This is a genomic window from Paenibacillus sp. FSL P4-0113 (genome assembly GCF_038009305.1).
Classification (GTDB): Bacteria; Bacillota; Bacilli; order Paenibacillales; family Paenibacillaceae; genus Paenibacillus; species Paenibacillus polymyxa_D.
This window is the reverse complement of record NZ_JBBPAZ010000001.1, coordinates 1757145-1772835: the sequence shown is the minus strand read 5'-3', so window position 1 is coordinate 1772835 and position 15691 is coordinate 1757145. Positions and strand designations below refer to the sequence as shown.

At 39.6% G+C, this 15691-nt stretch carries 14 protein-coding genes; 11 read left to right on the top strand and 3 right to left on the bottom strand.

Translation table 11 applies throughout. From position 1 onward, the window contains the following. The first annotated feature begins 12 nt into the window (after positions 1-12). From MKX46_RS07385 to MKX46_RS07355, 7 genes are all read left to right on the top strand, one after another. A complete protein-coding gene (locus MKX46_RS07385) occupies positions 13-1011 on the top strand; it encodes an AraC family transcriptional regulator (protein WP_029515487.1) in 999 nt (332 codons plus the stop codon). Positions 1012-1104: 93 nt separating this feature from the next. Next, the gene (locus MKX46_RS07380) at positions 1105-2112 is read left to right on the top strand and encodes a phosphotransferase (RefSeq protein WP_341071052.1); all 1008 of its coding nucleotides are present in this window, start codon (positions 1105-1107) and stop codon (positions 2110-2112) included. A gap of 84 nt (positions 2113-2196) precedes the next feature. After that, the gene (locus MKX46_RS07375) at positions 2197-3357 is read left to right on the top strand and encodes an immunity 26/phosphotriesterase HocA family protein (protein ID WP_341071051.1); all 1161 of its coding nucleotides are present in this window, start codon (positions 2197-2199) and stop codon (positions 3355-3357) included. 30 nt (positions 3358-3387) lie between these two features. After that, complete coding sequence (locus MKX46_RS07370; RefSeq protein WP_126665903.1) at positions 3388-3906, top strand: hypothetical protein; 519 nt, start codon at positions 3388-3390, stop codon at positions 3904-3906. A 35-nt stretch (positions 3907-3941) separates the two neighbouring features. After that, positions 3942-4601 (top strand): DUF2625 domain-containing protein, encoded by a 660-nt coding sequence (locus MKX46_RS07365; protein ID WP_341071050.1) that lies wholly within the window; start codon positions 3942-3944, stop codon positions 4599-4601. 8 nt (positions 4602-4609) lie between these two features. Then, entirely contained in the window at positions 4610-5062 is a 453-nt protein-coding gene (locus MKX46_RS07360) for a hypothetical protein (protein WP_341071049.1), read from the top strand. 52 nt (positions 5063-5114) lie between these two features. Next, positions 5115-5651 (top strand): SMI1/KNR4 family protein, encoded by a 537-nt coding sequence (locus MKX46_RS07355; protein WP_341071048.1) that lies wholly within the window; start codon positions 5115-5117, stop codon positions 5649-5651. Between the two features lie 105 nt (positions 5652-5756). Here MKX46_RS07355 and MKX46_RS07350 read toward each other — a convergent pair whose 3' ends face one another. Then, positions 5757-6344 (bottom strand): RBBP9/YdeN family alpha/beta hydrolase, encoded by a 588-nt coding sequence (locus tag MKX46_RS07350; protein WP_341071047.1) that lies wholly within the window; start codon positions 6342-6344, stop codon positions 5757-5759. Between the two features lie 348 nt (positions 6345-6692). Here MKX46_RS07350 and MKX46_RS07345 point away from each other — a divergent pair, with 348 nt between their 5' ends. Beyond that, on the top strand, positions 6693-8438 hold the full coding sequence (locus tag MKX46_RS07345; protein ID WP_069010522.1) for a methyl-accepting chemotaxis protein: 1746 nt from the start codon (positions 6693-6695) through the stop codon (positions 8436-8438). Positions 8439-8657: 219 nt separating this feature from the next. Beyond that, positions 8658-12062, top strand: coding sequence for an nSTAND3 domain-containing NTPase (locus MKX46_RS07340; RefSeq protein ID WP_341071046.1), 3405 nt, complete (start codon positions 8658-8660; stop codon positions 12060-12062). A 106-nt stretch (positions 12063-12168) separates the two neighbouring features. On the opposite strand, the gene MKX46_RS07335 is transcribed toward MKX46_RS07340, so the two are convergent. After that, on the bottom strand, positions 12169-12738 hold the full coding sequence (locus tag MKX46_RS07335) for a DUF1697 domain-containing protein (RefSeq protein WP_341071045.1): 570 nt from the start codon (positions 12736-12738) through the stop codon (positions 12169-12171). Positions 12739-12772: 34 nt separating this feature from the next. Next, positions 12773-13423, bottom strand: a complete 651-nt coding sequence (locus tag MKX46_RS07330; RefSeq protein ID WP_318627423.1) for a hypothetical protein — start codon at positions 13421-13423, stop codon at positions 12773-12775. A 182-nt stretch (positions 13424-13605) separates the two neighbouring features. Here MKX46_RS07330 and MKX46_RS07325 point away from each other — a divergent pair, with 182 nt between their 5' ends. Continuing rightward, a complete protein-coding gene (locus MKX46_RS07325) occupies positions 13606-14601 on the top strand; it encodes a hypothetical protein (protein ID WP_341071044.1) in 996 nt (331 codons plus the stop codon). Then, positions 14601-15686, top strand: coding sequence for a hypothetical protein (locus tag MKX46_RS07320; RefSeq protein WP_341071043.1), 1086 nt, complete (start codon positions 14601-14603; stop codon positions 15684-15686). Before MKX46_RS07325 ends, MKX46_RS07320 begins: the two co-directional genes overlap by 1 nt. Positions 15687-15691: the final 5 nt, after the last annotated feature.

Sequence of the window (15691 nt, the reverse complement as noted above, 5' to 3'; positions counted from 1 at the left end):
GAGTCTGTGTTTATGAACCTTCATGAGTTGGATCAGTTGCTGAGAAGTAAAACTGAAATTGAACTTTTACAACAGCAAAACAATCAAGTGATTAATGATCTCTCCAAAGAATCGGAAAATGAGCGATTTTTTGATATAAATCAGAATATGTATCGAATGCCTGCTTTATTTTTCTTCGGAGAACATGATATTTATATTAGCAAGCACAACAGGTTTGCTCCGATGCTGGAGCACATGCATGAATTTATTGAGTTAAACTATGTTTACTCAGGTAAGTGCAACCAAATCATAGCGGGTAAAGAAATTGAGCTTTGTGAAGGCCAAGTGTGTGTCCTCGATAAGGATGTACCGCACAGCATCGCACCTTTGGGAGAAAACGATATACTGATTAATATCCTCCTGCAAAGAGAAACGATTTCATCCCTATTTCTACAGCGGCTATCTAAGAAAAAAAGTTTGATCGGCGAGTTTCTTGCCAATTCAGTCCTCCAGCATCAGCATCATAATCACTTTATTATTTTTGAGTCACAGCATAATGAAAACCTTCAATATATATTGCGTAGAATCTTGATCGAATATTTTTCCAGGCAAGAGGATTCAATGGAGCTGGTCAAGGCTTATTTGTCCATTGTATTTGGGGAATTGGTCCGTGTATTGGAAAGCGAGCATAATATTCACTTAAACCAGCAGGAAAGTAATATTACTTCTATTCTGAATTACATGGAAGAGCATTATCAGCATTTAAGCCTCCAGCAATTATCTACTCATTTTAATTACAATAGTACGTATTTAAGTAATAAGTTGAAAAAAGTAACCGGTCTTACTTACACGCAGCTTATTGCCAACATTAAACTTAATGCGGCCTATTCTTTGGTAGTCAATACCAACCTGCCATTCGAAATGATCTTTAAGCAGGTCGGATATAACAGCATGAGTTTTTTCTATAAAAAATTTAAAACAGCGTATGGTGCCACCCCGCAGAATATCCGAAACAAACAAATGAGGAAATGAAGGATACACAAGGACGTCCAATTCTAATGGGCGTCTATATTTGTTATAATATCGGCAAATTCATAAGCGGATGTTTAATAGGGAGGATACATTTTGGAAGCGGTATTAAGACGGCACTGGCCAGAGTGGGACGGGACACTACAGAGACGAACCGGAGGTTGGAATAATACGACGTATTTTGTTAAGAGCGGTGGGCGAAGTGGGGTACTGCGCATCTACGATACACACAGGGATCGGAACAAAATCGAATTTGAGCATGCGGTTTTGCAGGAACTGAGCAGGCATTCTCTATCATTCAGGGTTCCAATGCCAATCCGAACGATTTCGGGGGAGACACTTGCACAGGTTGAGAAGGATAGTGGCAAATATGTGTGTCTGTTCGAATACATAGAAGGCACATCCCCATCGGAGCAGGATCCTAGCTTTGCCCATTCTTTTGGCGAGGCAGCTGGTGAATTGTCTGCCGTGCTTGCAACACTTAATCTTGATATGACCCCAGTCTATCGGCCGTATTATGCTTTGCAGCAATCCTATCCATTATGTAGCCCGGAAGTAATCCAAGGCTTTTGTTTAAACCCGCCGGAGCCTCTCAAGAATTTACATGAAGAGCTGCGCCTGATAGGAAAAGTATATGAAGAGATTACAAATTCGCTTCGTGCATTGGAAGAGTTGCCGCATCAGTTTGTACATGGAGATTTGAACGCTTCCAATTTGTTGGTAAAGGATTCTGACCCTAGTCAGGTGGCTGCACTGCTTGATTTTGAATTTTGTACGCTGGACGTTCGGGTCATGGATCCGGCGGTCATTTTATCAGGATTTTTGGGACAACCGGAGGAAACGACAGCTGTTCGTGATTTTTGCCGGGGCTTCAGCCGTCAAGTTCGTTTGAGCCAATCCGAGGTTGACGCTTTGCCTGTGTTGATGCTGCTTAGGAAGGTAGACGTTTTTCTTCATTTTGTGAGTCGCTTTCTGGAAGGAACAGATCAGCCACACGTGCTGCAAGAACAGATCAAGCAGATCACGGCCGACTTGCTCCAACTGTCTACCAGCAGTAGCTGGATTCAGGAGGAGTTGGTCCAAGCTGGAACAATGTATGAATAAACGAGCTACATGCCGTGTTATGTTATAATTTCTGGAATAACAGAAATGAAGTCTATTGAATTAAACTCGGAACAGGAGGAGCAGATGAATAGTTGGTTAACGAACGCGTTACGACCCTATTTTGGGCTGGAGACGCTGGAAGAACATTGGGACGTAGTAGAAATTAAAGAAGGATATTTTATTTGTATGGATGGAGATGTTATTCGCAAGCGAATTTCTTCCAAAGAGGATGCTTATGGAGAAGCTGATGTAGAGATTTTTACTCGTGATCGGGCATTTGTTCTGCCTAAAACGGCTCGTGGCAAAGAGAAAAAACTGAATTATACAAGTGTTTCGAGCATCACAGCAGAAGGTGTGTCCTTTTCAGCAGGCATTCGAAGAGATCGTAATATTAGTTATGTTACTGCTGTGAATAGCAAAACTGGCGTGAGATTGCCCATCACTGGATGTGAGCATTTACATAGTAAAGAAGAGATCATCGATTGGCTTCAACGTTACCCGTCGCTTGTGCCTAACGACTATGATCGTAAGCTGGAACGATTGAAGCATATGAAAAACCTGCGTTATAAAACCATTCCGGGAGACATCTTCCGCGTGGAAATAGACCTTTTCACAGATGGGTATGTACTGGTCGTCGGTGATTTGCGCCAAATGCAAAAGGATCAGTTGTTTGCAAAGGAGAGCATATGGAACAGTGTCATGACGATGCCTTTATTCGTACGTCCGTATTTGTGCACAAGTCGTGACCGTTCAATAACTTTGGAATCCATCACAGCCGCCCCGTTATCGGATACAACCTGGATTGTTATGGATGATTCCTTTATGCGTGGGGCCTACGAGCGGGTAGGGCATAAACCGTTGGCGGAAGAGGACATTGTGTTTCCGATGGGTTACGGCATTAGCACGGATAGCAGTAATGAAAGAATATATAGACTGTCCTGGGGAACGGGCACAATTTCCAAACCGGAAGGGGAGACAGTGTTCAAGTCTTCGCGGGAATTTTTAAATAACGGTGTGTATTCAGGTATTATTACGGACTGTTTTGGTCCTTGGGAAGAGCGGGAGTGGCACAAAACGCTGGATAATCCGTTGTATCGGGAGGAGCGTCGAAAAGCACTGGCCGAATTCGGATTCCCGGAAGACATTTCGTATGATGAGTTCAACCGCCAAACAGGAGGACTGACACGTTCGAAATATCTCGCTTATTTGGCAAGGAGCTATAGCGGAAAAAGAAAGATAAAATGATGCGGTTATACATCCTTTTAGGAGGGGCCAATGAAATATCTTAAAGATTGTCCGGAACCAGGCATGGGAACCTGGTATTTTGAAATAGACTCAGACGGCGTAGCCTATCGGCAAATTGTGATCCAAGATGACGGTACTTTTATTGCTTCTAATCGTAAGCACGAGCAATATCATTTCTTGTTAGCAGAGAAAGCGATTGATGATACAGAGCCCTATTATACGAAAATTACAAAAAAAGAGTTTGAAGAAATCTGGTCTAGCAATCTTCACACCTTTAACAAGGAATGGCATCAAGTCAAAACCGTACTGCCGGTTGGGACTAAGGTAAGCGGATATATTGAAGCCTTTTTTCCACACGGAACACTTATTCATATTTTCCAGCACAATGCAGTCGGATTGGCAGACACCCATTCATATGCGGAAAAGACCCCATCTGAGTGGATGTATCCGAGGCATGAGATCACGGCGATTGTCCAAGGCTACGACGAGCTGAATCAGTGGGTGATTTTAGAGCAAACGCAGGTTTTCGAAAATCAGTTCAAAGGTTGAAAGATAGATATCGGAATACAGGAAGGAGAATGGATATGCATACGTTAACGGTTGATGAGCTGGTGGATCAGGACAACCATGCATGGGAAGAGGTCAGAAACATTCTGCAAGAAGGGAATAATCCATTTCGCATTGTACCGGCAGAATCGGAATCTGCTAGGAGAGATTCGCTCTACCGTTTGCAAGTGAGCACAAAATCGTACTTGGGAACGGTTGCCTATGAAACAGGAGGGATCATATTTGACCACGGATGGATCACCTTACTGGGTGCAGGTGGGCCTGAAATTTACGGTAGTTTGGCTTCGTGGAACGGGCTGCAAGAGCCAGTGAGCGTCCCTGCACTTGGGGGAATGCTGATTGTGGCCTATGATGCAGCAGGTGGCTTCTTTGGATTGGATACAGGGAAGTTTGGACGTAGCGGCCACATCTACTATTTTGCACCGGATGCATTGGAGTGGGAATCCACTGAGCTGGCTTATTCCGGTTTCTTGAGCTGGTTGGCTGAGGGAGATTTGGGCTTGTTCTACCAGACATTCCGTTGGAATGGTTGGCAGTCGGATATGGAGCAACTTCAGCAAGGAGAGGTATTTGCTTATTATCCGCCGCTATGGACTCAGGAAGGTGGCGGAGAGACCAGCCACAAATCGCCTATAGCGGTAACAGAAGCGTGGCAGGCAGTAATAGATAGGGGCTAGCCCCGCTAATGGGAGGAGGCGTAGATCATGAATCATTCCATTCAATCCAAACTGATGCAACTGATGAAATACTTTCTCAAAATAACATTGACCATTATTACATTTATGATTATACAAGTCGCCCCAAGCTGGTACTAGCAGGGAGCTTTGACTTCAGCTATTATCACAACATAGAGATCACATTTTACGAGGTCTCGTTTATTTCCTGTCCGGGCGGTGTATTTTCAATTGAATGCTTTAGACTGGCTAATGACAAGGAATTGGAAATGTTAAAATCTGTCTCTTACAGATTTATTGAGGGGCCTGTGATTTGTATGGAGGATCAAACGTTTGGTACCCGATTTTTCATTGCTGCGGAAAACTTAGATTACGAGCTCAAGACCGTTTTTTACTATAAACGTGAGAACCTTCAACCTCATGAAAGTGTGGCTGAATGGGCTGGAAAAGATGGAAAAGTTTGAAAAAGGTAGCAACAACAACTTTTAGAGACGTCAAGGTAGGAGGGTGGTTATTATGTGGAGTATTCACTTTGAACATCAATTTATAAAATGTCCGGAAGCAACTGGTGAACAAATCGCGAATTTTTTGAGCACATGGAACATCAAGCTATCGAAGCAGGAAATTCACGAAATCCAACAAAGACAAGTGAACCCTTTTCCGAAATCGTCTCCATTTTATGATCAATATAAACCGCTAGATCCTGTTAGCTGGCATTTGCCCCAAGGACAATTTCCTGATAGTTACATAGAATTGCTGAAATATTCTAATGGCGGTGAATTTCAGAATGGAGAACGTTATTTCCAGTTTTTCAATACTGAAGATTTGAGAGAAATGAACCTCGCCTACGAGCTGCCAGAGTATATGCCGGGTGCCGTGTCGTTTGCGATGGATGGTAGCGGAAACCACTATATGTTTGATATGAGAGAGGAAAAAAGTAACAACGAATATCCCATTCTTTTTGCTCATTCTGGTAGCTTGGGGTATGACGAATGTGAACAGGTTGCCCATTCATTTATAGAGCTGTGTACGGAAAAATGGGCATTGTATTAATATCTTGACTAAACATACGCTTTATTTTCCATAGCTCATCCAGTAGAAAATGTAAAACCCGCAAGCTGGACCCTTTTGCTAGGTCTATTTTGCGGGTTTTTAACGCTACTTATTTTCATTCATCATTTCTATTAAAACTTGATAGACGATCGGTAAAGTGGTAAAGCCGTCACTTTGTAAAAAATGCCCTCCATGATCTAATTCGTGAAAATCAGCCCGGATATCTTCCGCTAGTTTCTTACTAAGTGCAACGGGGACAATTGCGTCGTCCTTTGAAGCTATAACTGCACGCGCTTTTAGCGAATCCGTGATCTGCTGATGATCCAAATGGTCATTTGTAAATTCATCTAATGACGGCAGGCTTGGCACTGGGTCAGTAAAACCGGAAACGAAAACGGCGCCACCTAGTGGTTCAGGGATGTTGACTTGCTGCAGGTATCTTAATATGGATACACAACCCAAGCTATGACCAATAAAATAGATGTCTTTATGTAGGGCTTTAATATTTTGCAATAGATGCTCAATCCACTCATTAAGTTTGGGGGCTTGCGAGTTGGGCATATCTAGTATATTTACCGAAACCCCGTCTTCCTGTAATTTGTCTTGTAACCAAGGAAACCAATGATCTGTTGGCGAAGCTGTGTATCCGTGGATTATATATACTTGTTTTTGATTTTGTATGTTTGTCACCATACGTTCTCCCCCATCATCCAGTGTTTAGATCTTAGTTTGCATATGTGTCCCACTTCATGTAAAAATCCCTCTCTAGTTTACCAAACATCCAATGCTTATGAGTACCTAAAATTGTTGATTCATGTAGCAAGCCTATGTATGAATTTGCCTATTATAATATTCATTATTTTTGCAGTACTGTAATTTGGCTAATAAATTTAAGCGCTTTCTACCGATATATATAGCATCACGTTTTGTGATCTGCTTTATTTTGTTGTATGGAGGGCAGCATCAAGAGGAAGACCAGAGTACTCGTGAAAGTTGAGAGCAGCGTGAACTATTATCCATAGACGAGCTGGAGGGGTTTGAATGAGTAACCAACTATCGGACAGGACTAAAAAAGGAAAAGGTTTTAGAGATTTAAAGATCACGACAACGATGATCTCCATGATTATGATCAGCTTAGTGGGTTTGCTCATTGTATCGTTGGTAGGAGTTATCGGTATGTATCAAGCTAAAGAGGGTCAAGGTATTTTGTATACAGATCGCTTTCAACACCAGACGAATATTCTTGAGGTCAAAAGTGACTTTTATAACATGCGAGCCAATTATACAAAAATACTCGACAATAAGGAGTATACAGATAAACAGTATAAGCAGGTGCAGAAAGGAAAAAATAGCGTTACAACTGGGCTAAATGAATTTTCACAAAGGACATTGGATACTAAGGAACAGAAATTGTTTGAGGAACTACAGAGGAGTATAGACACGTATTTTCAGGACATCGAACAGATCATGGCCGTCAAAAAGAATACTGGAACCTATGACACAGAAGAGAGAGGCCGGATCAATAAATCTAGTACGGCCATTGTTACGATGCTGACTACGATTTCAGATTATAACAATGAGCAATCCGCCAACCTATATCAAAATACGCAAAACGAGATCAAAATGCGCACAATTGTTTTAATCACAGTTCTTGCTCTCGTGTTGGCTGTTCTGATCACAATCTCCTTTGCAGCCATTCGAAATATCCGTTCCCGGATGAGCACCATTACGAAATACTGTGAAGAGATTACCCAAGGAAATTTAACGACAGCACTTGATCCTGCCTTGCTCAAAGGAAATAATGAGATCGCTGTTATAGCTCGTGCCATTCAGCAAATGACAGATTCAACCTCAATGGTCATCACAGGGGTGATCAATGAGTCACATCAAATTAACCAACTGAGTGATCAGACGAATCATAATATGACAGATCTCAATGAGCGGATTCGCGATGTATCAGCCACGGTCGAACAGCTGTCAGCAGCTATGGAAGAGACTTCGGCATACACCGAAAATATGAACCATTCTGCGGAAGAAATGCAGCGGGCAGCAGAGTATATCTCGGTCAAAACTCAAGAAAGAGCTCAGTCTGCCTATGATACGAGTGTAAAAGCTGAAACATTGAAGCAGGCGGCTAGTCAATCCAATAAAGCGGCCAAAGAAATTTACCAAAAAGCTAATGAAAAGATGACGGAAGCGTTAGAGCGAGCCAAGGCAGTAGACCAGATTCGTATACTTTCTCAGTCTATCTTGGAAATTACGGCACAGACCAATTTACTGGCCCTAAATGCATCCATTGAAGCAGCTCGTGCCGGTGAGTCAGGTCGAGGGTTTGCGGTTGTAGCTAACGAGATTCGTAAGTTGGCAGACGGCTCCAAACACGCGGTAGACCAAATTCAGAGTGTTACTCAAGAGGTTGTGCAGTCTGTAGAAAATCTGACTACCAATGCAGAAGAATTGCTGCACTTCCTGCAAGCCCAGGTAGGCAAGGATTATCAGCTGCTTGAGGATACAGCAGGGCAATATTACAATGATGCTGTTGAGCACACGAACACAGTCAATGATTTGAACGCCACCTCTAAGCAGGTAAATGAAACCATCCAAACCATGGTGAGAGCGATCCATGAGATTGCTACCGCCAGCGAACAGTCCGCCATATCTACCCAACACATTGCTGAGAATATGGTGTCTTCAACGGAAAAATCTCGTGAAGTGGCATACCAGTCTGATCAGGTGAAGGAAAGTGCAGCTCGACTAAATGAACTGGTTGCAGGCTTTAAAATTTAATGAGGACCATACGGTGTTGGTATTTAAATGAAGGGAGAAAAAAACGGCTGGGGAGCCGTAAGGAGGCTCCCTTTTGAACTTAATGAATTTATGGATAGTAAAAGAAAAGCCCTTTTTACAATCACAGATTACTTTATTAAGTTAGAAAGTAAAGCATGAAGTATAACACATTCATAGGATTCAAAGATGAATATATCAGTCTTAGAAAGATGGGAGATTATGAAAATTAATTATGATTTTCACGCATTATTAGATGACGTTGAATTTGAGGCGTTGGCAATAGATATTGTTCGAGTTCGAGAAAATTTAGAACCCAATGTATTTCGCAGATATCCTAAAGGTAGGGATGGAGGCATTGATGGGTATAGGTACAGTGATAATACTATTATTCAAGCAAAATGCTATAAAAATGATTTTAACATTTTGAAAGGAAGTTTGAAAAAAGAAGTATTAAAGTTGCGTAATTTGAAGCCGAGTCGATATATTTTAGTAACATCAGTTGGATTGAATAAAGAACAACAAAGGGAAATAATGGATTTATTTAAAGGATATATCCATTCTGATGAAGATATAATTGGTAGAATAGAACTAAATGAGTATCTTGCTGACCCAAAGTTTTCTATTATTCAATTAAAATACAATAATTTATGGACGCCTAGTACAGTAGTTTTTGAACATATTTTAGAAAATATTATTTTGCGTGGACCCAATAATTTTAATCAATTTCACTTAAATGAAATGAAAAATAACGTTGAGTACTACATAAAAACGAAAGCTTATCATGAATCACTTGATATTATGGATTCACATAATTGTTTATTGGTATATGGTGAACCGGGAATTGGGAAAACGATGCTAGGTTTTAATATAGCATTCCATTATTTGATGCAAAATGAGGAGCTTGATCTTTTTTTTACAGATACTATTGAAGATGTGTATAAATTTTATCGCTCAGATAAAAAGCAATTATTTGTAGTAGATGACTTTTTAGGTGTAAATTACGTCAATAATCAGATCCAAAATGATGAATCTAAAATTTATCGAATGCTTAAGAGCATTATTAGTGGAAATAATCATAAAATTGTATTGATTTCGAGAAAAAATATTCTTTTTGAAGGTATGAAATTATTACAAGAGTTAAAGGTAATAATTCAAAATATGAGTGTTGAGTTATCTTCAACTAGCTTAGAAAGCTCAGACAAGATGAGGATATGTTGGAGTATTCTAAAAAAGTCAAACTTACAGTATAGTCTTTTGCACAGCATTGTAATAGTTACTGACAGAATCATTAATCACGATAATTATAATCCCAGATTTATTAATGATGCGATCCATCTTCTTTCTAAAATAAAGCATGATGGTATTCATCCGGGAAAAATACTGTTGGAAACATTGAAGAATCCTAATGAAATTTATGAGAAAATGTATAATCACCTTCATGAGATCTCAAAAAGTGCAGTTTATCTTGGTATATGTATGGCAATCTTTAAAGATCCGGTTGAATTAAATATTTTAAGAAAATGCTACGGGGACTTACAAGAAAGTCTTCCTTGGCAAAAGTGGCAAAGTTTTGATGATGCTTTGGATCAATTGTCCGCCTCTTTTTGTTTCGTTAGAGATATGAATTTTATCAGAACATTGACAGGTATTGACTTTGAAGCAAAAAAAACAATTATAGGATTTAACAATCATAGCATGATGGAATTTTGGAGGCATTTAATATCGAAAAATCTGTCACTGTATGGGCTAAATATTATTAAGAGTATTAATTTAATGAATCCTATTTTGTTTTTCGCTCACAATTTACTTTTACTAAATTTAATTGATGAACATAATAATATGGAGTTTGAGCAGACAATTATTCCAGGAATTATTGATAGAATCGCTAAAGATTACGAACGTTTAGATTTTATCTACTCCAATGGGCTAGAGGAATACTGTACAGATGATAGATTTACAGACTTTTATTTCTCTTCAGATTATACCAACAGTTACAATCTTAAATTAAGACAAATATTAGATTTGAATGAACAATATAACTCTCAAAAATTAAGGGATGTAATAGAAAAGTTAAAGGCGTTTTTTATTAATAGTTTGTTAAAAGATGACCGTCATGCACTTTCTGATGAAGAGAAGTATGGCGTTCCTAAGATTGTCAATAAGTTATTAAAGCAAGGGTTCGAAATCCCTGCTATGAAAGAGTTATTAGATGGCTACCGTTCTAAAATAAATTTTTTGAAATTTTACATCGTTTTTTATGAATTCGGAGATATATATGGTCAAGACTTTGACTGCTATCTCCAAGAAAACTACAACGAAATTTCTGATAATATTGTTTGGCTTATTGAGGATGATTATGAATTTTATGCATCCGATTATTTGAAAATTGAGATTGAGCAATTGTTATTCGAAGACGTTCCAGAAGTGTTCGAATTATATAACGTAAAGATTGAAAAAAAATCCCTTAAGGCCATGAGAACATTGGAAAAAACTATAAATTGGGACGGATATCCAGTAAAGTGGAATAGAATTCATTCTAACTTTGAAGAAACTTTAAATCGTAATCCTAATAAAAGCCAAGTCGAATTTCATGAAGATGATATTTTTGTGGAAGAAACAAGTGAAAGGGATTTTATGGAGGAGTTGCTTCCCTATATACATAGGGATGATCAAGATAGTTGGGATTCTTTAATTAATTTAGCTGGAATAGTAGGCTGTGAAATTACTATCATGGATCGAGTTCAAGAAGATTTGTTCATGGGAAAATCTAAATGGAAAGGAACATATTATTCTACTGATCCGCTTTTTCTCGCGAAAATTGTTGATGAATATAAACGAGGTAATAGAATAGAGAATCAGATTCGCAATTTCTTCAACAACATGTTTAGTTCAATTGATTGTTCCGAATATGAAATTCTTACCAAGATTGCAGTTGCAGCGCAGGAACATAATGAAATGTATTTTAATCGGGATAATTTGAAACAATGGCTCAATATATCAAATGAAGAATGGAACTTGATTAAAGAGAGTAGCTACTTGGGGCATAATAATGGATGGTTGTATTTTATAGCCTCTGAGATTCAAGTTTATCTATTATGTAAGAATATTAATGACCATTCATATAATAAAGTCAAAATTTTGAGCTTGATTGACTGGATTATTAACGAGTCCGAATTTCATACTTATATTTATAACGTATTTTGTATTCTTGTTGAGTTTTTTGCGGATGAAAGTAAAAATTATTTTTTGGAAAGCATTCAACCTTTTATTGAGCACATGAAGGAACTGAATGGTACAGAACAATTGGCATTTGGTTTATCTTCTGTCTATGCACTTCAAGAGATGAACGATAACCAAGAAGTATCGAGTACAATTAAAAATTGGACTTTACTTAGGTTTTTAGAAATGTTAGAAGTAGAGTTTAATGAAGTGACCTCTGATTTGTCTTATGATTTATTTCAAAGGATCGCCACAAATAAGTACGAGACAGAATGTGCAATTGATTATGAATATTGCATAGCGCACCCAGAAAAGTTAGCTCCATTGCTTACCACTTCTTCAGTTGAACAAATGATAAAGGATGATCTAACAAAGATTGATAGTTTCATCGAACAATATTTTTGAAGAATTTTTTTAAAACAGCCAGCACCTTTGTAATAAGATGTTGGCTGTTTAATCACTATATGTTTTTTTATCTTGCCTATCCCTCCCAATTTAAACACGACTACAGTCAAGAGCTCGTATCCCGTAGTTCTTCCTGTTCAGCCATTTGCATCAGCTTATAAATCTGACGGGTTGTGTTCACATTCCGCACCGTCATTTGCTGATACAGCTTGGTGCCGACTAATTTCGTTAACCCGCTTTTTGTGACTTGTTCTTTGCTGACAGAAAACAGAATGGCTCCGGTCGTATAGATGACATGTCCAATTCCCGGTTTTAAAGGAAGCTTGTCCAGAACGGAAATATCGTTAATTTCATCCCACAGAAACATTACATCACTTTTCATCTGTGTATCATTAGCCCATTCATTCGGCAGTGCCTCCATAATGCTCTGAATCTCCTTCATATTACGGACGATGACGCGGATGGGTAAGCTAAAATCCTCCAGAATCGCCTGTTCCAGTATGAGTGATAGCTCCTGGTTGGGCCGCTCCTGACTGGAAAAAATAATGTTTCCAGAATTAATGTAAGTTGTCACATGCCCCATACCTGCATGTTCAAACGTTTGCTTGAGCTTCTTCATCTCGATTTTGTTATTGCCGCCCACATTGATGCCCCGCAGTAATGCGATATAGATCATAAAAAGCCCCACCTCTCTTTAACAAATAGGATTTCTAACAAAAGGATAGGTAATTCAGCAAATACGTGGTTTGGTTTTCGCCCAACAAATGATGTAGCAATGGTTTTACGTGCTCGATATATTCTGCTTTGGTTTCGTATGTATCTTCATCTATCAATTCTCCCTTAAAGGTACAGGCACCTTCAATCAGGATGGAAAGAGCCGTAAAGAAGTTAGCTAAAGAGTCAGCAACTTGCTGCGCTGCGCCACCTTCAATTGCAGCATATACAGGGGAAGCAGGTGCGCTAGTATCGACAATGACTGGATCATCATTAAACGTGGCAATTACAACATGGTGGGAGGGCCACGAAGATGACTCATGAACAAGCTCTCCAGATGTAATGAAGCGATAGCCCAGCTGTTGGCGATATAAATGTTCTGGTGCGACAAAAAAGAGAACAGCAGCATCCCCGATTTCAACGGCTGCATTTTTTAATTTGTGTGTTCCCGCTGCCTTAGCATCGATCATTTCATAATGGCTATATAGGTACTCAAGCTCAGGGGATATAGGTATGCGGTTGTCCCAGCAATCTGTCAGGTTCTCCGTCCGGGGCTGGATGTCGTGGTCTTGGAATAGCCCGTAGGTTGCATTATACAGGTTTTGTTGTTGTACAAACCGGGTCAGAGCTTCGCTTAGCTGTTTCATAGGTGTTCATTCCTTTCTAATCGTAGGCTATGACCTTCGTCATAACGTTTCATTCCTAGCATAAAGATATCATAATATAGAAATGAAGAACATATGTTTCTGTATTTATACCGCCTTGCCAGTCGATCCAGATTAATTTTACAATATAGGAGTTCGAAAATAATGTTGCAAGGAGGAGAGAAATGTCATTTTCTAAAATATACGATTACAAATTAAGGGCCTATTTTAATGAGCGTATTTCTGATGTAGATCATGAATATCTATTTTATTCCTATCCTGATCAAGAGCAAAATTTAAGAATACTAACTCTGAATATAAATGAGCAGAGTCATATTTCTTTAGTGCGATGGCATGATCTGTTTGATAGGTCGCTATTTACAAAAATGAATCATCCCATTCTAAGCTTAGCGGATGCTGAACGTCTGATTCGATTGCTTGCACTCATTTTTAACGTTTTTGATATACATAAAGATGCTGTTTATAGCCGAAAAAAGTTATGTTGTTTTTATTATCAATATCAAGTTTCACATCTAGCAGAGAGAGGCGATGAATTCTCGCTTACTCAGGACAGACTATTTTTCCTTCATCATCTCTTATTTGAATTGGGTTTAGGGGATGACATTTATGATCGTCTAACGATTGAAAATAATAAGATGATGTACAGGATGGAAGACGCACAACAGTATGATATGCATATTCTAATTGACATGTTGCATGAGCATATTAACAAAAATGAGATGGATATGGATACCCGGGCAGCGCTAGGAAAAATAAAAATTTTGCAAGGTCAGTTGGTCAGCTTCATCCTAGGCAGTCATGATGTATATGATTTTCCGTATGACGATTTCAACAAGCCGTTTGCAGAAGCAACGATGTTTATACAAGCCTATAACTCTAATAAAAATAGGGTATTAGAGGTGCTGATCGACTGTATCAATGAGCATCAATCTCCAACAGAGCAGTTCATCTCCCATTTGATCTTGATGAATTACTCCTATTTTATTCTCAAAAGTAATCCTAGCGAAATTACATATCTTAAATGTTTTTGCAAGAAAAAAACGGGAGTTTTTATAAAAGTATTGTCTGCATTGCTTGAACTCAGATTTTTTGTCGATAAATCCAGCTTCACAAATACGGGTATAAATTATTATTTATCCAGATTAAAAGGGGTTAAATGATGCCATTCTCTCACGTTTCTTTACCCGATTTACCACAGACTATCGGACGTCTTACGGCCATTCATCCTGTAAAAGGTGGCTCTCACGGAAGCATAACCTTGCTGGCATTGAACACACAGGCAGAACTGTGGAGGCTAGAGCTTCGCTCTGGCAGTGCAGAATTATGCACACATATTTGTATTCCTGATTTTAATCCCCTGCAACCTGTCCAAATGGTGACCAGTCCTGACGGCAAGTACGTGGCGATCTCCAATCGATTTGGCCGACATGCGGCAGTGTATGATTTAGTCCATGCTCAAGAAAAAATGCAATTATCACGGGACGAATACCACTACGATAAAAGTATGTTTCCCCTGGCCTTTGTACATCAAGACGGTGCATGTATCCTTGTTCATGGGACGGAATGGAATCGGCTGGATCTGACGGATGTAGAAACGGGGAGGCTTTTGACAGCAAGACCTACCCCAGTTTATAACAGCGAAAATAAAGATGAGCATTATCTAGATTATTTTCATGGGAGGCTCCTGACTTCTCCAGAGGGAAAGTGGATTGCGGATACGGGATGGGTATGGGCTCCATTAGGAGTAGTCCGAACTTGGTCCTTATCTAATTGGCTGCTGAACTCATGGGAATCGGAGAATGGTCCGTCAGTTCGCCATCTTTGGCAAACCATAGATTGGGATGGGCCAGTGTGCTGGACAGGACCTGATAGATTGGCGGTTTGGGGACAGATGGATGCCGATTTACTGGAGGAGGAAGATTGGGGAGAGGAAGGAGTGGAACCGGCGGTTGTCCTATTCGATATGACTCAGCCCGGGTACCGACGCGTGCTTCCTGCAATCCCGCCTTTAAATTGTAAGCCTGAAGAAGACGGGATTTATCCATATCCCCAAGCGGATATGGTCGTTTCTGGCGACCGATTATTCTTATGGGGGAAAGGAGTCCCGCTTCAGGTATGGCGGCTTTCAAGAGGTGTGCGTGAAGATGTAGATACGGAGCGATTTCCACTCATTTACCATCAAGAGGCAGGAATTTTCATTGAATTAAAACCGGATAGCGGTTGTACAGCCTTAAGCTACGAATAAATGGC